The sequence below is a fragment of the Lentibacter algarum genome (assembly GCF_018860975.1).
GTDB classification, from domain to species: domain Bacteria; phylum Pseudomonadota; class Alphaproteobacteria; order Rhodobacterales; family Rhodobacteraceae; genus Lentibacter; species Lentibacter algarum_A.
The window spans coordinates 776,895-794,167 of sequence record NZ_JAHKQI010000008.1 but is presented as its reverse complement, the minus strand read 5'-3'; the positions used below and the strand labels follow the sequence as shown (position 1 = coordinate 794,167).

Genomic DNA, 17,273 nt, shown 5'->3' with positions numbered 1-17,273 from the left:
AACCGCCATGAGCCGTTGCAAATGCGCGCATTCTGGCTGACAGTCGGCGTAACCACAGGACAGAGCTTATGAGCAGGAAAATCTACCTTCACGCAGGCGCGCATCGCACCGGCACTTCGAGTTTTCAGAACTGTCTGGCCGTTAATCGCGAACAGCTTGCCCGTGAGGGGTTCGACCTTGCCTATCCGGGGCGCGACGGCGCGCCTAACGGGCAGTTGCGCATGCGCCTGCCGCGCCCGCGCCACAAGCCGGACGAGCAGCAAGCCTTCGTCGGCAAAGTAAAGCGCACCCTCAAAAAGCAAGTCACCGATAAGCCAAAACTGATCTTGTCCGAGGAAAACCTGCCCGGCGTGATCGTGCATTTCTTCAAAGGCAAGCTCTATCCAAACCGCAAACCCCGCCTGCAAGTGTTTCGCGATGCGCTTGAGGCAATTGACGGCAAAGTCGCGCATGTGGTTTTTGTGATCCGCCCCTATGATGACCTGTTCATCTCCGGCTTTCGCAAACATGCCGAAGACAATGCCGTTAAGCCGTTTGCCGAGCACGCGGAGGCTATGAGCAATTTTTCAGGCGGTTGGGTCGAAACCGTGCAAGCCCTGCGCAATGTGCTCGATCCCGAGCAATTGACAGTGGTTGACTACGCTGTTCGTGGCAAAAGCCGTGAGCTGCTCGGCAGGTTAACAGGGGCGGCGGCTGAAACCTACCAAGAGCCCAGGCGCGACCTCAACACATCGGCCACAGACGCGGCAATGCACCAGTTGCAGGAGATCTATCGCAGCGGCCAAACCCTTGAGCGCGCCGCTTGGCAAGCTGTGATCCGTGACAATGCCGATCGACGAGATGATTTGCGGTTTACCCATTTCACCGATCCGCAAAAGGCCCGCCTTGATGAACGCTATGAGGCCGACAAATCCCGACTTGCCGAAATGGGCGGAATCACCCTGATAACAACGTAAAAGGGCGCACCCTCAGGCGCGCCCCTCCGGTGTTTTCAGCGGTCAGAATCAGCCGTCAAAATCAACCGTTTCAACCAGCTTGATCGCATCCTTACGCAGCTTTGCGAGGTCCATCAGGTTGACGGCATCAGCTTCAAAGCTTCCCCAACCTTCAACCAGCGGGTCGGCCTTCGTGCCGGGGGCGATGGGGTATTCAAAGTTGGCATGCGCATAGATTTCTTGCGCTTCCGGTGAGCTCAGGAATTCCATCATCTTCAAGGCGTTATCTGCATTTGGTGCAGTCTTGACCATGGCCACGCCAGAGATGTTAACATGCGTGCCGCCGCCCGCAAACGTCGGGAACACCACATTCACGCTGTCAGCCCAGGCCTTTTGCTCGTCGTCGGCGAGCATCTTGCCCATGTAATATGTGTTGCCGATAGCGATATCACATTCACCTGCCCAGATCGCCTTAACCTGCGCGCGGTCATTGCCTTGTGGCTTGCGCGCGAGGTTGGCTTTCAGCCCAGTAAGCCACGCCGTCGCACCTTCTGTCCCGAGGTGGTGCATCACAGCCGAGGTCAAAGCGACGTTGTAAGCATGCGTGCCCGAACGCGTGCAAATGCGGCCCTTCCACTTAGGGTCGGCGAGGTCGTCATAGGTGGTGACTTCACCGTCTTTCACCCGCTCTTTGCTGGCATAAACAATGCGCGCGCGGGTTGTCATGCCCCACCAATGCCCGTCAGGGTCATGATAGGCCGCTGGCACGTTGGCGATCAGCGTTTCGCTGGTCACTGGCTGCGTCAACCCGGCTTCAACGGCATCGTTCAAGCGTGAAATATCAACCGTGAAAATCAAATCGGCAGGTGAGCGCGCGCCCTCGGCTTGCAACCGTTCGATCATGCCTTTTTGCAGATAGGCCACGTTTACATCGACGCCGGTTTCGGCCGTGAAGGCATCGGTCAGCGGCTTGATCAGCTCTGGCTGGCGGTAGGAATAAATATTGATCTCGTCAGCCAGCACAGGTGCGGCGAGCGAGCAAGCCAAAAGGCCAAGCGTGAGTTTAGGGGCGTCAAACATCGTCATTCTCCAGATATGTCTCACAAAGGCTTTAATCCGACAAATTTAGTCAGGTCAATACCTGAATGATTAAATCAGGAATGAGTTCACGCTTTTTCCTCTGCCTTTGCTTGGTCCCAGAGCCTGTCCATTTCGGTGAGGTTGCTATCTTCGGGGCGCTTGCCCTGGGCGGCCAGAAGCGCCTCAACCCGACCAAACCTCCGCGTGAACTTGGCATTGGCCGCGCGTAGAGCTGCTTCTGGCTCTACCTTAAGATGTCGAGCCAAGTTTGCTAAAACAAACATTAAATCTCCAAGTTCCTCTTCGAGTTCAGCCTGCCCGAGGCGATCGCGCGCCTCAATGACTTCGCCAGCTTCCTCAACGATCTTGTCCAAGACCATATCGGTCGATGGCCAGTCAAACCCAACCCGCGCCGCACGTTTTTGCAACTTGTAAGCGCGCAGCAAAGCGGGCAGCCCAACAGCCACACCGTCAAGCGCTCCGGCCTCGTTTTTGCTGGCGCGTTCCTCGGCTTTGATGGCCTCCCAGTCGCGGGTTTGCTGCTCGGCTGACTTGTCGCGGCTCTCACTGCCAAACACATGCGGGTGTCGCGCAACCATCTTGTCAGACATGGTGTCAGCCACCTGATCAAGATTGAACATTCCGGCCTCTTCAGCCATCTGCGCATGAAAAACCGACTGGAACAGCAAATCCCCCAGCTCGCCCTTCAGCTCTGTCCAGTCTTGCCGTTCAATCGCGTCAGCAACCTCATAGGCCTCCTCGATGGTGTAGGGCGCAATGCTGGCAAAAGTTTGCTCGATATCCCAAGGGCAGCCGCTGTCAGGGTCGCGCAGCGCTCGCATGATCTCGCGCAGCCGCGGGATGCCGCCTTGCGGGTCGTTGATAAGTGTATGATCAGCCATTGCGCCTGCTTTCTCTTCGGTGTTCACTCCTAGGGTAAACGAGCACACGAGGGGCGCAAGACATGGCCGTTATAAATCGCATCGCTGGCTTTGCCGATGAAATGGCCGGCTGGCGCAGGCACATTCATATGAACCCGGAGTTGGCGCTTGATTGCCACGAGACAGCGGCCTTTGTGGTCAAGCGCCTCAAGGAATTCGGCGTCGACGAAGTACATGAAGGCATCGCACGCACAGGTGTCGTGGCAATCATCAAGGGCACTGGCGAGGGGCCTTGCACGGGCCTCAGGGCCGACATGGATGCGCTGCCGATGCAGGAAGAAACCGGTGCCGAGTGGGCCTCCAAGATCGACGGCAAAATGCATGCCTGCGGCCATGACGGCCACACCGCCATGCTGCTTGGCGCGGCCAAATACCTCTCTGAGACACGCAACTTCAAGGGCCAAGTTGCGCTGATCTTTCAGCCCGCTGAAGAGGCGATCGGTGGCGGCCGTATCATGGTTGAAGAGGGTATGATGGAGCGCTTTGGCATCGACGAAGTCTATGCCTTGCACACTGATCCTTTCGCCGTTGCAGGCGAGCTGCGCACCGCCGCTGGCCCGATCATGGCCGCTGTGGATGAGTGGGAGATCACCGTCAAGGGCGTCGGCGGGCATGCTGCCTATCCGCACACTTGCAAAGACCCGATGATCGCCGCGATGAGCACCGGCCTTGCGCTGCAAACGATAGCAGCACGCAACTCTAATCCGATTGATCCCATCGTGATTTCCGTGACGCAGTTCCACGGTGGCACAGCCAGCAATATCATCGCTGACGAGATCAAACTCAGCGGCACCACGCGCACGTTTTCCGAGCACAACCGTGACTTGGCCGAGCGTCGGATCAACGAGATCGCTCAAGCACAGGCCACGAGTTTCGAGATGGAGGCTGTGGTCGCCTACGAGCGCTCATACCCGGCGACAGTGAACCACGCGCCGCAGGTTGAAAAATCAGCCGCCGTCGCGCGCGAAGTTGTCGGTGAGGAGCTGGTGATCACCGATCTGCCGCCTGAAATGGGCGCCGAGGATTTCTCCTACATGCTCAACAAACGCCCCGGTGCGTTTTACTTCATCGGGCAGGGTATAGGCCCCTCCGTTCACCACCAAGAGTTTGATTTCAATGATGAAATTTCTCCCATCGGTGCGTCATTCTTTGCCCGCCTTATCGAAACACTGCACAGCTAAAGGAAGCTCAACATGCCCGTGATCAACCGCATAGCCGGCCTTGCCGACGAAATGAAAACATGGCGCCGTCACATTCATATGAACCCGGAACTGGGCCGCGAGTGCCACGAAACAGCCGGTTTTGTTGTCGAGCGTCTCAAGGAGTTTGGCATCACCGAGATCAGCACGGGCTGGGCGACAAGCGGTGTTGTCGCCGTGATCGAGGGGCAGGGCGAGGGGCCAACGATTGGCCTGCGCGCCGATATGGACGCGCTGCCGATGGACGAGATTACAGGGCTTGATTACGCCAGCAAAACCCCCGGCAAAATGCACGCTTGCGGCCATGATGGCCACACAGCGATGCTGCTCGGCGCGGCCAAATACCTGAGCGAGACCCGCAACTTCAAAGGCAAAGTCGTGCTGATCTTTCAGCCCGACGAGGAGGGCGGCGGCGGCGGCGAGGCCATGGTGCAAGAGGGCTTTATGGACAAATACGGTGTGGATGAAGTCTACGCGATCCACAACGGCCCCGGCCTTGAAGCAGGACTGATCGGCATGGTCGCAGGGCCGATCATGGCAGCCGTCGATAGTTTTTACATCGACATCAACGGCGTTGGTGGGCACGGCGCGATGCCACATACCACGGTTGATCCCGTCGTCGCGGCCGCCAGCATCGTGCAAGCGCTGCAAACCATCGTCAGTCGCAACAATGACGCGCAAGAGCGGCTGGTTGTTTCGGTCACCCAGATCAACACCGGCACAGCGACAAACATTATCCCCGACACTGCGCGCATTTGCGGCACAGTGCGCACCTTTGATCCACACGTTCGCGACATGGTCGAACAGCGCATGGGCGAGATCGTTGCGGGGCAGGCGGCAAGCTTTGGCGTCACGGCGGTGCTTGACTACGACCGCGGCTATCCCGCGACTGTCAATGACCCGGCCAAAACAGCCTTCGCCGCCGAGGTGGCGCGCGAAGTCGTTGGCGACGCGATGGTAACAGACGAAACCAAACCGATGATGGCTGCCGAAGACTTCTCTTACATGCTCGAGCAACGCCCGGGCACCTATGCCTTTGTCGGCAATGGCGACGGGCCGATGGTGCACCATCCGGCGTATAACTTTAACGACGAAATCGCCCCGATCGGTGCCAGCTTTCTGGCGCGGCTGGTGGAAAAAGCGGCCCCCTTGGGCTGAGATAGAAGAGAGCAAAACATGGCACTGGAAGATTCAAGCAAATTCGTCGATGAGGCATTCACCCGCAAAGATGACCGTGGTGTGAGCTATGAAAACACCTTTGGCGGCGCGCTGTCGTTCTTGCGTCGTCGCTACACAAAAGACCTCGCGGGTGTTGACGTGGCGGTCACAGGCATTCCCTTTGATCAAGCCGTCACAAACCGGCCTGGCACACGGCTCGGGCCAAGGGCAATCCGCGAGGCGAGCGCGTTGCAGAGCCCCGATGCGCCCTACGGCTGGGGGTTTAACCCGCTGGATGATCTCAAGATCATCGACTACGGCGATCTGGCGTTTGATTATGCCAATATTCCGGCCTTTCCCGATGCGCTCACGCGCCACATCCGGACAATTCTGGCCTCCGGTGCTGCCAGCGTGGCTTTGGGCGGCGATCACTACATTTCCTTCCCGATCCTGAAGGCATATGCGGAGAAATACGGGCCGCTTTCGCTCATTCAAGTTGATGCCCATACCGACACCTGGGCCGACGACGACATGAGCCGCGTTGATCACGGCACCATGTTTTACAAAGCGGTAAAATCCGGCATCGTTGACCCGAAAACCTCGGTGCAGATCGGTATTCGAACCCATAACGATGACACGCTCGGTGTGAACATAATCGACGCGCGCGAGGTGCACGAAACCGGCCCTGTTGCCGTGGCTAAGAAAGCGCGCGAGATTGTTGGCAACAAGCCGACTTACCTCAGCTTTGATATCGACGGCCTCGACCCCGGCTTTGCGCCTGGCACGGGAACACCGGTTTGGGGCGGGTTAAGCTCGGGGCAGGCCTCGATCATCCTGCGGGACTTGGCCGGTATCAACATCGTCGGAGGTGACATTGTTGAGGTTTCCCCGCCGTTTGACCCCTCAGGTGCAACGGCTGTCGCAGGGGCGCATGTGGCAATGGAAATTATCTGCTTGCTCGGCTGGCGGAAACTTGGCAAAGGCTGACCCAAAGGTTTCGAGTATTTTACCAAAGGAAAGCCCATGAAGTTGTGCTTGATTATCGGCCTTTTGGTCGTTGCGGTGTTGGCTTTTGGCATATATGTGCGTCTCGCCCCGAGCAGCGCCACACGGTTTCATGTGTTGCGTGACGGGCTTGAAGAGCGCGACTTTGAAGGTGGCGCGATCAGGGTTGCCGAGGGCAGCTTAGCGGCGTTGGATAAGATTGCCCAAGCCGAGCCGCGCACCAAAGTTGTTGCTGGCGGTGTTGACGAGGGGATGATCACTTACATCAGCCGCACGGCGTTCTGGGGCTTTCCGGATTACACCACGGTTAAGCAAGACGGTCAAAATCTGATCATGCACGCGCGCCTGCGCTTCGGGCGTTCAGATTTTGGCGTTAATGCCAAACGACTGGAGCGGTGGATCGACCAGCTCTGAGCTCATGCAGCCATCCGATAGCTTGCGCCACATCGGCACATTCAGCGACATCTGGCATTGCGCCATGAACATCTTGCCATCAACCTGCAAACAAATTTGCTCGCCAAGCTCAACCCGGCTTCCGGCTTTGTCTGTGCAATAGCAGTCGACGGTCTTGCCGTTGAACTCTTGATCAGCCCAAGCCGGGCCCGCCAAATGCAAGCCTGCCAAATTCAAGCCAGCCAGCAGCAGTATGATGGATGGATTCCTAAACATACGCCAAGTATAGCACCAACTCGCAGCTTGACCAAACGCGCGCAATAATCCACATCTCTGCATATGGTTCCCACAGAGCGCCTTGAGCAGATCATCCAACGTTTCCAGTTCCTTGAGGCTTCTATGGCCGAAGGGGGCGATATTGATATTGCGGCCGTGGCCAAAGAATACTCCGATATGCGCCCCGTTGTAGAGCAGATCGAGGCCTACCGCGTGCTGCTGAGTGACATCGCCGAAGCCGAGGCCATGCTCGCTGACCCCGAAATGAAAGAGCTTGCCGAGGAAGAGCTGCCCGAGCTGCGCCGCGCCTTGCCCGAGGCCGAGGCGGCGCTGCAACTGTCTCTGCTGCCCAAAGATGCCGCTGACGGGCGGCCCGCCCTGATCGAAATTCGCCCCGGAACCGGCGGTGACGAGGCGGCGCTTTTTGCCGGAGACTTGCTGCGCATGTATCACCGCTACGCCGAAGCGCGTGGTTTCAAGGTCGAGATGCTTGAAGAAAGCAGCACCGAACTTGGCGGCATCAAGGAAGCTGTCATGCGTGTGTCCGGCCAAGACGTGTTTGCGCGCCTCAAGTTCGAGAGCGGGGTGCACCGCGTGCAGCGGGTGCCCGAAACAGAATCCGGCGGGCGCATTCACACCTCGGCGGCGACTGTAGCCGTGCTGCCGGAAGCCGAAGATGTTGATATTGAAATCCACCCCAACGACATTCGCATCGACACCATGCGCGCCTCTGGCTCGGGTGGGCAGCACGTGAACACCACGGACTCTGCTGTGCGCATCACCCACATCCCGTCAGGCATAGTTGTGACGAGTTCCGAGAAATCACAGCACCGCAACCGCGAGATCGCGATGCAGGTGCTCAAGACCCGCCTGTTTGATGCCGAGCGCCAGAAAGTGCATGACGAGCGCTCCGCCAACCGCGCCGAACAGGTCGGCTCCGGTGATCGTTCCGAGCGCATCCGCACCTACAACTTCCCCCAAGGGCGGATGAGTGACCACCGGATCAACCTCACCCTTTATAAGCTTGACGCGATCATGCAGGGCGACTTGGACGAGATCATCGACGCGCTGATAGCCGATCATCAGTCGCAGTTGCTCGCGGAGATGAACGGGTGACGCAGGCCTCTGCGGAGATCGCCGATGCGGTTGCCGTGATGGCGGCGGCCCAGATCACCTCAGCTCCGAAGGACGCCAGAAACCTGATGGCACAGGCCTTGTCTGTTGAGCCCTCCAGAATGACGCTCCACCTGCGTGACGAGCTAACTGCAGAGCAGCTTGATCAATTCTGGACCAACGTAAGGCGCCGCGCAGAACGCGAGCCGATGTCGCATATCCTTGGCAGCCGCCTGTTTTACGGGCGAAATTTCAAAATCACACCAGATGTGCTTGACCCGCGCGGCGATACTGAAACTCTCATCGAGGCGGCGCTTTCAGAGCCGTTTGAAGAGGTGCTCGATCTTGGCACAGGCTCGGGCTGTATTCTTGTCACCCTTCTGGCGGAGCGGTCTGAAGCCGTTGGGGCAGGAACAGATGTTTCCGAGGCTGCGCTGGTGATTGCAAATGTAAATGCGAAAGAGCACGCTGTGCTTGATAGATGTAGCTTCGAGGTGTCTAACTGGTTTTCTGTCGTGCGCGGAAGTTATGACCTTATCGTCTCTAACCCGCCATATGTTACCGCTGAGGAAATGCTGACACTCGAGCCTGAACTCACCTACGAGCCGCGTATGGCGCTCACGGATGAAGCCGATGGCCTCACGGCCTACCGCAGGATCTGCGCCCAAGCGCCGGGGTTTCTTAAGCCAAACGGGCGGATATTAGTTGAGATCGGCCCGACACAGGGTGCACAAGTCGCGCAAATGATGGCAGATGCAGGGCTCGCGCAGGTTCAGGTTCTACCCGACCTCGATAGCCGTGATCGCGTGGTCAGCGCGCATAAACCCGCCTAAATAGGGGTAAATCGCCCTAAACATAGGCAATTTACCTATTTGGGCCTTGTGAATCATGCGCTGGCATGGTTACTGAAGGGGTAAGCGGTGGATGTCCTTGGTGACGGTCCCGCATACACCCAAGCCAGAAATCTTTGGATTTGTGTCAAATGTGCTCAGCATGTTCGCAAATCAAACAAAGGCCACTTAACAAGCCTAGGCTATGAAAACATGAGATCATCAAAATCGCGTTCGCGGTCGAAGAACAACCGCAACAATAACAATCGCTCGGGCGTAAATGTCGTCAATCGGGTGTTTGACAGCTCGGGGCCAGAAGGCAAAGTGCGCGGCACGCCGCAACAGATCATCGAGAAATACAACCAGCTGGCGCGTGATGCGCAACTCGCAGGTGACCGCGTTGCAACCGAGAACTTCCAGCAGCACGCCGAGCACTACCTGCGCTTGCTGGCCGAGGCCATGCGCGAGCAGGAAGCCAAACGCGAGCAACAAGAAGCCCAGAACCGTGACCGCCAAGCCGAGCGTGACCGCGAGCGCAACGAGCGCATCGAACGTCAGGAACGCGAGTCAAATAGCGGACAGGCTCAGCAACCGACTGATCCAGCCTCGGCCCCTCAGCCCGATGTTGCAGGCGACAGCGGTTTGGTTGCAACGCCGGAAGAAACGGCACCAAAGCCCAAGCGCCCGCGCAAGCCACGCCGCAAGAAAAACGATGGCGAACAGCCGCAGGCGCAACCGGATGCCAGCCCTGAAGCGGGCCCGGAAGCCGCTGAATAAAGACTACACAGTCGTATCTTCACAGTCGTAGCTTCAACAATCGTAGCTTCACAAGGCCCCGCTCAAGCAGCGGGGTTTTTCTTTTGTCGTGTTAGCTGGCGACGTTGCGCGCCAGTGCGCAAAACTGCTCAAGCCCGACCACTTCAGCGCGGTCTGTCGGCTTGATACCCGAGGCGATCAAACGGTCTTCCAAGTCAGGTGCCAAGCCCTTGAGCGCGGCACGCAGCATCTTGCGCCTTTGGTTAAAGGCTTTGGCAACCACCCGTTCAAGCACCTTGGCATCGGCCTCATAGCGCGGCTCTTTCAAGGCAGTGAGATGCACAACAGCGCTGTGCACCTTCGGTGGAGGGGAAAACGCCTCAGGCGGCAAAGTCAGCACAATCTGCGCATCGGCGCGCCACTGCGCCAAAAGCGCCAGACGCCCGTAAGCCTTGCTGCCCGGTTTGGCGACAATACGCTCGGCAACTTCGCGCTGGAACATCAGCGTCAGACTCTCCCAGAACGGCGGCCAGTCTTGCGGCGTCAGCCAACGCACCAGAAGCTCGGTGCCGATGTTGTAGGGCAGGTTCGCGGCCACGCGGATGGGCTGTGTCAGGTGCTGCAATGGGTCAACCTGCAAAGCGTCCCCCTCGATCACTTGCAAGCGCCCCTCGTAAGCGGCGGCAATCTCGTCAAGCGCAGGTATGCAGCGCGGGTCTTTCTCGATGGCCAGAACCTTGCGTGCGCCCTCAGATAGCAACCCGCGTGTCAGACCGCCCGGCCCGGGGCCGATCTCAAGCACGTCAGAGCCAGCCAAATCACCGACTTGCCGCGCGATCTTGGCCGTCAGGTTGAGATCAAGTAGAAAGTTCTGACCAAGCGCTTTTCGGGCTGACAGCTCATGCGCTTTTATCACCTCGCTCAGAGAAGGCAGGTTGTCGATCCGGCTCATGATTTGCCCGCCATAGTCCACGCCAGCTTCAGCGCCTCAATGGTCGAAGAGGGGTTGGCTCTGCCCGTTCCGGCGATGTCAAAAGCCGTGCCGTGGTCTGGCGAACTGCGCACAATTGGCAAGCCAAGCGTCACGTTTACGCCGCGGTCAAAATCTAGTGTCTTAATCGGGATCAGCGCTTGATCATGATACATCGCAATCGCCGCATCATAACGCGCGCGCGCGGCGGCGTGAAACATCGTATCGGCGGGCAGGGGGCCTGCAAGCGCGTATCCTTCGGCACGCATGTCATCAAGTAGCGGCGCAATCCAGTCCAGCTCCTCAGTGCCCATAGCGCCGCCTTCGCCCGCATGCGGGTTCAGCCCAGCTATCGCCAGCACTGGCGCAGCAATGTCAAAACGCCTGCGCAAATCAGCGGCAGTGACTTCGATAACATGGCGCAGCTTGTCACGCGTCAAAACGCTCGGCACATCGGCTAAAGCAATGTGGATCGTCGCGGGCACAACCCGCAACTCGGGCGAGGCCAGCATCATCACGCTTTCCCCACCGCCGCACAGATGTGCCAGAAACTCGGTGTGACCGGGAAAGGCAAAAGCCGCCCCGTCTTTGAGCGCTTTCTTGTTGATGGGCAGGGTGCAGACCGCAGAGGCCTCACCGCTCAACGCCAGCCCGACGGCCTGCTTGATAACCTCGATCACATGTTCGGCGTGGCCCGCGTCAGACACTCCGGCAACACGCGGAGTGCCAAAGTCATGCGCCAACACCGGAAGGGCGCGCGGCATGACATCGCTGGCTTCAGCAAGGGTTTGGACAAGCTCGAAAATGGTGCCCGCAGGCAGGTGCGTAGGGTCGCCAAGATAGCAGAAAGCCAGTTCGCTTTTCAGCGCTGCCCACGCCATAGGTGCAAGCTCGGGGCTAATACCCGCCGGCTCGCCACCGGTGAGCGCAATGGGCCTAGTATTCAACAATCCGCGCCTCTGTGCGCAGTTGATCAAGGTAGCCATCAGCATAGCTGCTCAGGCGACGGTTGCGCAGCCCAAGGCCGATCTCGTCTCGCTCTACGCCTTCGGCAACTTTCGGAGTGCGCCCGCAAAGCATAAGGAACACAAGTGTTTGCCCGTTGGCCCGTGTCAGCGTTGTCGAGATTTCATGCTTGTCCAGCTTCGCCAGTTCCATCGCAATATCCGTGGGAATTTCTGCCGGAGCCTTGGCACCGCGCTCCAGAACTTCCTCAGGCTGGCCCTTGGCAACACCGTATAGGTCATCACATGTGTCAACACGGCTGCGCAGCTTTTTGGCCGTCGCCAAAGCTTCTGGTGAGCGCCCGCCAGCAATGTAATAGGCGGCGTATTCTACGGCTGAATATTCGGGCGCGACAGTCTTGCCTTCTTCGATGGCACGCATCTGGAACAGCGCAATCGCACCGGGAATAGGGATCGGCTCGCTAACCTGACCCGGGGCAAGCCCGAGCACCAGAGGGCGCAGCTGTGCCGGCAGTTGGGTGACTGGCATCCAGTCAAGCTTGCCGCCGCGCCCGCGTGATGGCGACGCCGAGTATTTGCGCGCCGCACTGGCGAAGGCCTGCAAAGACGCCCCTTTTGAAATCTGCTCGGCTCGCGCCTGTGCCTGCGCAGCACGGGGGGGCGGCGCCGGAATGATGATCTCCGACAACAGCACCCGCACATTCGAGCCTCCGGTCGCGTTCAGCGCGGCGTCGATGTCGCCGTCGTTCACTTCAACGCGGCTGCCAAACTTGGCTCGCACCAGGCCCCGCCAAGCAACACCGGCAGACACGAAATCATGGAATGATTGCGCCTCGACGCCTGCGCCCTGAAGGGCCTTTAAAAACTGCTCGGTGGTCATGCCCGCACGGCCCGCAAACTCTTCCATACCGGCTTCGATCTCGCCCCGCGATGGCAGCACTCCGTTGGCCTCGGACGCATCAATCTTGAGGCGTTCCTCGATCAGTTGCTTGCGGGCTTCCGTGGTCGGATCGCCGGGCGAGCGGAACACTTGCAACATACGGGCACGCTGCTGAAGCTCAAATCCGGTGATCACCTTGTCGTTCACTTTGATCGCAGGTTTGAACAGGTTCTGCGCTTGCACCGAGGCGCCACTGAAGCACGCCATCGTTAAGGCCAACAGGCCAAAGCCCAACAACTTGAACGGTGAGAATTTGGTCATCAAAATCAGTCCCTGCATTGACGGGCGTAAGAGGCGTCCCGTGTTCCGGCGTTAAACCCGAGCAAGCCGACAGTCAGGCTCATATCGGTGGATGGCGACAGAATAGTCGAAGAAGTGAAGCGGCGCGAGAGCGAAAGGTCAACCCGCACACATTCATTGCGATATTGTAGGCCGATGCCCGCCTCGGCGGCCTCCTCGGCGGTTACGTCATAGCGCATGTTGGCGGTGCCCGTCCAATGCCGGTTAAAGCGGTAAAGCCCGTCAAGCGACAGCTCGGCCACTGTTGCTGCGCGGTCTTCTGCGGCGTCAGCGCCCAGCCAGACATAGCTCGCCCCAACGCCATAACGTTGTTGCTGGTAGCTGGCCCGCGCTTCGGCTTTGGAGAGGTCAAGATCGGTGTCAAACAGCGCGCGGCCTGTAAAGGACAACCCCTCGCTCGAGCGGATCTGCCCTGCGAGCAACACGTCAGAGTGCCGCCCTGAAAGGCCCGAGGTTTGCGAGAAATCAACCTGCGTTTCTTCGCGCAACACCTGCCCGAAAGTGAGGTTGCTTTCCCAGCCTTTCAGCCCTTGCCGTGTCCAGCTCATGCCGTAGGCCAGCATCGCGCCGCGCTCTTGGCGGTCAGCTTCGGGGAAGTGGCTGAGCGAGAGCAAGTTGCCTTCGTCAAACTCGACACGCGTGCTTTCGTCATTGGCGACATCGGGGTTGTCTCCGCCGACCCAGCCAAACTGCACCACCGGCTCAAGGATATGCCGCGCGCCGGTCTTGCTGCGCTTCTGGAACGGATAGCGCAGGGTCAGTGCGGCCATCGGGGTGACTTCGCTTGTCGATGCTGGCAGGCTCGCGTCCTGTGCGGTTGAAAACTGGTCAGCCCGCACACCGAGCATCGCGCTGGCTTGCAGACCTTGGGCAAAGGTCCACTGCCGCCGCCAGCTGACTTCGGCACTCAGGCGGGTCACATCACGGCCGTCAACAATGCTGTCGTCATCGGCGCTGTCAGTATCGAGGCTGGAATAGCGGTAATGGCTGTGCAGCCCTGCGTTCATCCGCAGCTCGCCGCCAAGCCCGCGTGGGAAAAACCGCCGCTCGTGCTCGAAGTCACCGATCAGCGACGGGATGGTGCTGTTGGCCTCGTTTTCACGCAGGGTGTAGTAGCCCGTCAGCGCAGCGCGGGTGAAGCTGTGACGCTTGGTGCGGGTCAGGGCTATCTCGCTATCAAGCCTGTCTTTGTCGGAATATTTGTAATCCACAAGGTAGGTCTTGTCGCGCACCACTTCCAGGTCAAATGCCAGCTTGAAGTCATTGCCCAAATCAAATGCACCATCGGCAAACAGGTAGGCACGTGTCTCGCCGGGCAACTCGTCATCGCGTGAAATGGCGCCCGAAAAGGCGACATCACCCTTGCTAAAGGCCTGCCGGTAAGCAAACTCGAGCGTGCGGGTTTTGTTGCTCAGGTAGGGTGTCAGCGTCAGGTCTTTGTGGTCGCCCATACGAATGAAGTAAGGCACCCGAATGCCGGTTCCGAGGATCGAACTGGAGCTGAACGACGGGATCAGAAACCCGCTCGCACGCTTGAGTGTCGGATCAGGCAGGCGCAGATAGGGAAAGTAAAACACCGGAATGTCTTTGACCCTGAGTTGCGCGCCTTCAAAATATAGCTGCTTCTCGGCTTGGTCATGCACAACCCGCCGCGCCCGTATCTGCCAGAGCGGCGGCTCATTTGAATTGCATATGCTGCAAGACGTAACGGCGGCTTTATAAAGCTGCGAGTAGCGCCCGTTAACGCGGTTCATCTGGTAGGCCGCCAGTTGCACCTGTTGGTCTAGCACAACGCGCGCGCCCTTAAGCAAGGCATTCTGAAAGCTCGGGTCCATCTCGGCACTGTCAGCGAGCACGGTGGTGTTGTCGCCTTGTTCTATGCGGATCGGGCCTTCAATGCTCAGCTGCTCGGTGCTGCGATCATAAACAATGCGTTCGGCTATGATGCGCGTCTCGCCATATAGGGCCTCAACACGGCCCTCGGCCACAAGGCGGCTCTTGCCATCCAGAAACACGGTGTCGGCAACCAAAACCGCAGGGCCGGGCGCTTCCTGAGCAAGCGCAGGCAGGCCAACAGCACAGATAAATGCCAAAGCATATGTCCAAAGCCGCGCTCTCATCCGTCTTCCTTATGCAAGATAAGCCCCCAAGCCAGCAAGATCGATGCGGCAGGCGGTGCCCATGCCGCCAGCATCACCGGTATCTGCCCGTTCTCCCCAAGCACCTGCGCGAAATTGCGGATGTAGTAAAGCCCGAAGCCAAGCAAAACCGAGGCCAGCACAGCAAAACCCGTGCCGCCGCCGCGCGCCTGTCGCATGGTAAAGGCCGCCCCGACAAGCACCATCGCCAGCAAAAACAGCGGTTGCGCCAGCTCCATCTGCATCCAGACCGAGTGCCTGCGTGTCGAAAACCCTGCTTGGTCGAGCTGGGCTATGAACCTCGGCAACTCCCAGATCGAAATCGCATTCGGCGCACCGAAGCTCTCCAATATGCGCTCTTGGGTGAGGGTAGAGGGGAACTTGAGCTCGGTGCTGCGTTCAACCTTTGCTTCCGGGTTCACACCTGACAGCAAAGGCCAACTCACGGCATCACTCAGCAGCCAAGCACCCGGTTCCAGCCGCGCCTCACGGGCTTCGATCCGTCGCACGGGGCCACTGGCCAGCTCGGACGACGGCGAGTAAACCAGAAAGCTCACATCATACAGCACGGTTGCCTCGGGGTTGGCTGATGCTGCCCTGATAACGGTTTGCCCCTCGGCACCGCCGGTGCCTCCCTGACGCAACCAAAGCCCGTCAGCAGAGATCGACAGCACATCACTGCCGCCGTCCCGCAGGCTCTGACTGAGCTCGTGGTAGCGCTTTGACGTGGCCGCAACGATGGGGTTGAACATCGCCACGACCAACACACCAATGAGAAAGGCCACAACTGCGGGCGCAGCTAAAGCCTTGAGCGCCGAACGCCCCGCCGCGCGCACAACAACAAGCTCCGACGAGCGTGCCAGCCCCAAAAACAGCGCAATCGTTGAAAGGATCATCACCAGGGGCAGTATCTGGTAAAGCCCTTGCGGCACGTTCAAAAGCGTCAGCTGGATCAAGCCGCCAAAGCTCACATCTTGCGCCTGAAAACGGCGGGTCTGGTCAACAAGATCCAGTAGCGATTGCAACACAAAGAACGCGGCCATGAGGCCGAGGAAGGTAAACAGGAACTTGCGCACAAAATAGAGATGCAGCTTCATGACATCGCCGCTTTCCGGCGTCGCCATGCGCTCAGAGAAGGCAGCTGCCCCGCCGAGCGCGCCAGCAAAACCGCCGCAAGAGCCAACCCTAGCAGCGACGGCACATAGGCCATAGGCCACCGCGCAGGGTTGCTTAAAACCTGCTCTGCCATCACGCCTTCAAGCCCCTTGATTAGCACCAGTAGCAACAGCGCTGTCATGATATGACGCCAGATGCCAAACCGCGAAAACCCGCCCGAAAGCAGTGTCGCAAAGCCAAGCAGCACCGCCGCAATCGCGAACAAAGGCTGGGCAAACCGCGTGTGGAACTCTTCAGCGAACACCCCGTTTGTCACGCCGGTTTGCACCTGAATATGCACAGGCGTCCGCTGCATCTCGGGGGTGGTGAAAAACTTGAGCAGGGGTTTCTTTGCCTCGTCTTGCTTAAGGAACCCACTGATATCATAGGAGACATCGGCAAAATGCGTGGTGTTTAGGCGCCCGCTGTCCAGGGTCAGCCGCTGCGTCAGCCCGTTGACCATCACAAGGTTCGGCCCGGTCTCGCCGCGCACCAAATATGCTGCCTCGGCAGTATAAGTCACGCTTTCGTTCGGGTCGGTGCGGTTGGACAGAAAAACATCAACCATGCGCCCGTCAGGTGTGATCTCGCGAATGTAGAAGGTCACACCATCAGTCGGGTGCAAAAACGTGCCTTCCGTCAGCAAGCGGGCCGTTACATTGCTGGCAATCTCGCCTTCGCGCAGGTTCAGTTGTTTGAGCGACGAGGGAACCAGAAAATGCGTGAGCGCCGACAACATCAACGCGACGATGATGCCAAAGTAAAGCACAGGCCTCGCCAGCCGCCAGGGGCTAAAGCCGGTTGACTGCATCACCGTCAGCTCGCTTTCTGTGCTCAAGCGGTTGGTGACATACAGCGTTGCCGCAAAGCCTGCGATCGGCAGCACAACGCGGATAACCGAGGGCAGGGTGAGGGCGGTAAACTCGGCAAAGACCATCGCGGTTTGCCCGTCGCCAATCAAGCGGTCAAAAAGCTTCACGGCTCGGTTGATCCAGTAAATCGCCACCAGAACCAGTGAGAAAAAGCCAAACAGAACCATCAGCTGCGAGAGCATATAGCGGTCGAATCTGGCCACGAACATCCCCCCGGATTTGTGTTCTTTGCTCGACTTTATAGGAA

Annotated in this window: 17 protein-coding genes; 8 read left to right on the top strand and 9 right to left on the bottom strand. The window is 58.7% G+C overall.

All coding sequences use genetic code 11. The features are described from left to right. Positions 1-68: 68 nt before the first annotated feature. On the top strand, positions 69-956 hold the full coding sequence (locus KO498_RS13280; RefSeq protein WP_215960358.1) for a hypothetical protein: 888 nt from the start codon (positions 69-71) through the stop codon (positions 954-956). Positions 957-1,004: 48 nt separating this feature from the next. Here the strand turns inward: KO498_RS13280 and KO498_RS13275 are convergent, their stop codons facing one another. After that, positions 1,005-2,015 carry a Fe(3+) ABC transporter substrate-binding protein gene (locus tag KO498_RS13275; protein ID WP_252731408.1) on the bottom strand — a complete coding sequence of 337 codons (1,011 nt, stop codon included), beginning with the start codon at positions 2,013-2,015 and terminating at the stop codon, positions 1,005-1,007. An 86-nt stretch (positions 2,016-2,101) separates the two neighbouring features. After that, entirely contained in the window at positions 2,102-2,917 is an 816-nt protein-coding gene (gene mazG / locus KO498_RS13270; RefSeq protein ID WP_215960356.1) for a nucleoside triphosphate pyrophosphohydrolase, read from the bottom strand. A 62-nt stretch (positions 2,918-2,979) separates the two neighbouring features. Between mazG and KO498_RS13265 the strand changes: the two genes are divergently transcribed. Genes KO498_RS13265 through KO498_RS13250 form a run of 4 tightly spaced genes read left to right on the top strand, consistent with a single transcriptional unit; the run spans position 2,980 to position 6,732 of the window. Then, entirely contained in the window at positions 2,980-4,137 is a 1,158-nt protein-coding gene (locus tag KO498_RS13265; protein WP_215960355.1) for a M20 aminoacylase family protein, read from the top strand. A gap of 12 nt (positions 4,138-4,149) precedes the next feature. Beyond that, positions 4,150-5,313 (top strand): M20 aminoacylase family protein, encoded by a 1,164-nt coding sequence (locus tag KO498_RS13260; protein ID WP_215960354.1) that lies wholly within the window; start codon positions 4,150-4,152, stop codon positions 5,311-5,313. Between the two features lie 18 nt (positions 5,314-5,331). Continuing rightward, complete coding sequence (speB, locus tag KO498_RS13255; RefSeq protein WP_215960353.1) at positions 5,332-6,300, top strand: agmatinase; 969 nt, start codon at positions 5,332-5,334, stop codon at positions 6,298-6,300. A gap of 36 nt (positions 6,301-6,336) precedes the next feature. Continuing rightward, complete coding sequence (locus KO498_RS13250; RefSeq protein WP_215960352.1) at positions 6,337-6,732, top strand: DUF1499 domain-containing protein; 396 nt, start codon at positions 6,337-6,339, stop codon at positions 6,730-6,732. Here KO498_RS13250 and KO498_RS13245 read toward each other — a convergent pair. After that, positions 6,679-7,086, bottom strand: a complete 408-nt coding sequence (locus KO498_RS13245) for a hypothetical protein (protein WP_354667664.1) — start codon at positions 7,084-7,086, stop codon at positions 6,679-6,681. The genes KO498_RS13250 and KO498_RS13245 overlap by 54 nt on opposite strands. On the opposite strand from KO498_RS13245, the gene prfA reads away from it, so the two are divergent. From prfA to KO498_RS13230, 3 genes are all read left to right on the top strand, one after another. After that, on the top strand, positions 7,051-8,103 hold the full coding sequence (gene prfA, locus KO498_RS13240) for a peptide chain release factor 1 (RefSeq protein ID WP_215960350.1): 1,053 nt from the start codon (positions 7,051-7,053) through the stop codon (positions 8,101-8,103). The two genes, KO498_RS13245 and prfA, sit on opposite strands and share 36 nt — an antisense overlap. Beyond that, on the top strand, positions 8,100-8,933 hold the full coding sequence (prmC, locus tag KO498_RS13235; RefSeq protein ID WP_354667663.1) for a peptide chain release factor N(5)-glutamine methyltransferase: 834 nt from the start codon (positions 8,100-8,102) through the stop codon (positions 8,931-8,933). The genes prfA and prmC overlap by 4 nt, the downstream gene beginning before the upstream one ends. Before the next feature lie 210 nt (positions 8,934-9,143). Continuing rightward, positions 9,144-9,707, top strand: a complete 564-nt coding sequence (locus KO498_RS13230) for a DUF4167 domain-containing protein (protein ID WP_215960349.1) — start codon at positions 9,144-9,146, stop codon at positions 9,705-9,707. 91 nt (positions 9,708-9,798) lie between these two features. Here the strand turns inward: KO498_RS13230 and rsmA are convergent, their stop codons facing one another. From rsmA to lptF, 6 genes are read right to left on the bottom strand one after another with little or no spacing between them, the layout of a single operon-like run. Beyond that, positions 9,799-10,638 (bottom strand): 16S rRNA (adenine(1518)-N(6)/adenine(1519)-N(6))-dimethyltransferase RsmA, encoded by an 840-nt coding sequence (gene rsmA / locus KO498_RS13225; RefSeq protein WP_215960348.1) that lies wholly within the window; start codon positions 10,636-10,638, stop codon positions 9,799-9,801. Next, a complete protein-coding gene (gene pdxA / locus KO498_RS13220) occupies positions 10,635-11,537 on the bottom strand; it encodes a 4-hydroxythreonine-4-phosphate dehydrogenase PdxA (RefSeq protein WP_436835940.1) in 903 nt (300 codons plus the stop codon). The genes rsmA and pdxA overlap by 4 nt, the downstream gene beginning before the upstream one ends. A 55-nt stretch (positions 11,538-11,592) precedes the next feature. Next, entirely contained in the window at positions 11,593-12,822 is a 1,230-nt protein-coding gene (locus tag KO498_RS13215) for a peptidylprolyl isomerase (RefSeq protein ID WP_215960346.1), read from the bottom strand. 5 nt (positions 12,823-12,827) lie between these two features. After that, positions 12,828-14,981, bottom strand: coding sequence for an LPS-assembly protein LptD (locus KO498_RS13210; RefSeq protein WP_215960345.1), 2,154 nt, complete (start codon positions 14,979-14,981; stop codon positions 12,828-12,830). Continuing rightward, positions 14,978-16,096 (bottom strand): LPS export ABC transporter permease LptG, encoded by a 1,119-nt coding sequence (lptG, locus tag KO498_RS13205; RefSeq protein ID WP_215960344.1) that lies wholly within the window; start codon positions 16,094-16,096, stop codon positions 14,978-14,980. The genes KO498_RS13210 and lptG overlap by 4 nt, the downstream gene beginning before the upstream one ends. Continuing rightward, positions 16,093-17,235 carry an LPS export ABC transporter permease LptF gene (lptF, locus tag KO498_RS13200; protein ID WP_436835936.1) on the bottom strand — a complete coding sequence of 381 codons (1,143 nt, stop codon included), beginning with the start codon at positions 17,233-17,235 and terminating at the stop codon, positions 16,093-16,095. Before lptF ends, lptG begins: the two co-directional genes overlap by 4 nt. Between the last annotated feature and the right edge of the window lie 38 nt (positions 17,236-17,273).

Excerpts from the sequence above, each read along its gene's own strand:
- KO498_RS13280 (WP_215960358.1), top strand. The coding sequence starts at position 69 with ATGAGCAGGAAAATCTACCTTCACGCAGGCGCGCATCGCACCGGCACT.
- KO498_RS13275 (WP_252731408.1), bottom strand. The coding sequence starts at position 2,015 with ATGTTTGACGCCCCTAAACTCACGCTTGGCCTTTTGGCTTGCTCGCTC.
- mazG (WP_215960356.1), bottom strand. The coding sequence starts at position 2,917 with ATGGCTGATCATACACTTATCAACGACCCGCAAGGCGGCATCCCGCGG.
- KO498_RS13265 (WP_215960355.1), top strand. The coding sequence starts at position 2,980 with ATGGCCGTTATAAATCGCATCGCTGGCTTTGCCGATGAAATGGCCGGC.
- KO498_RS13260 (WP_215960354.1), top strand. The coding sequence starts at position 4,150 with ATGCCCGTGATCAACCGCATAGCCGGCCTTGCCGACGAAATGAAAACA.
- speB (WP_215960353.1), top strand. The coding sequence starts at position 5,332 with ATGGCACTGGAAGATTCAAGCAAATTCGTCGATGAGGCATTCACCCGC.
- KO498_RS13250 (WP_215960352.1), top strand. The coding sequence starts at position 6,337 with ATGAAGTTGTGCTTGATTATCGGCCTTTTGGTCGTTGCGGTGTTGGCT.
- prfA (WP_215960350.1), top strand. The coding sequence starts at position 7,051 with ATGGTTCCCACAGAGCGCCTTGAGCAGATCATCCAACGTTTCCAGTTC.
- KO498_RS13230 (WP_215960349.1), top strand. The coding sequence starts at position 9,144 with ATGAGATCATCAAAATCGCGTTCGCGGTCGAAGAACAACCGCAACAAT.
- rsmA (WP_215960348.1), bottom strand. The coding sequence starts at position 10,638 with ATGAGCCGGATCGACAACCTGCCTTCTCTGAGCGAGGTGATAAAAGCG.
- pdxA (WP_436835940.1), bottom strand. The coding sequence starts at position 11,537 with ATGGCGTGGGCAGCGCTGAAAAGCGAACTGGCTTTCTGCTATCTTGGC.
- KO498_RS13215 (WP_215960346.1), bottom strand. The coding sequence starts at position 12,822 with ATGACCAAATTCTCACCGTTCAAGTTGTTGGGCTTTGGCCTGTTGGCC.
- KO498_RS13210 (WP_215960345.1), bottom strand. The coding sequence starts at position 14,981 with ATGAGAGCGCGGCTTTGGACATATGCTTTGGCATTTATCTGTGCTGTT.
- lptG (WP_215960344.1), bottom strand. The coding sequence starts at position 16,096 with ATGAAGCTGCATCTCTATTTTGTGCGCAAGTTCCTGTTTACCTTCCTC.
- lptF (WP_436835936.1), bottom strand. The coding sequence starts at position 17,235 with ATGTTCGTGGCCAGATTCGACCGCTATATGCTCTCGCAGCTGATGGTT.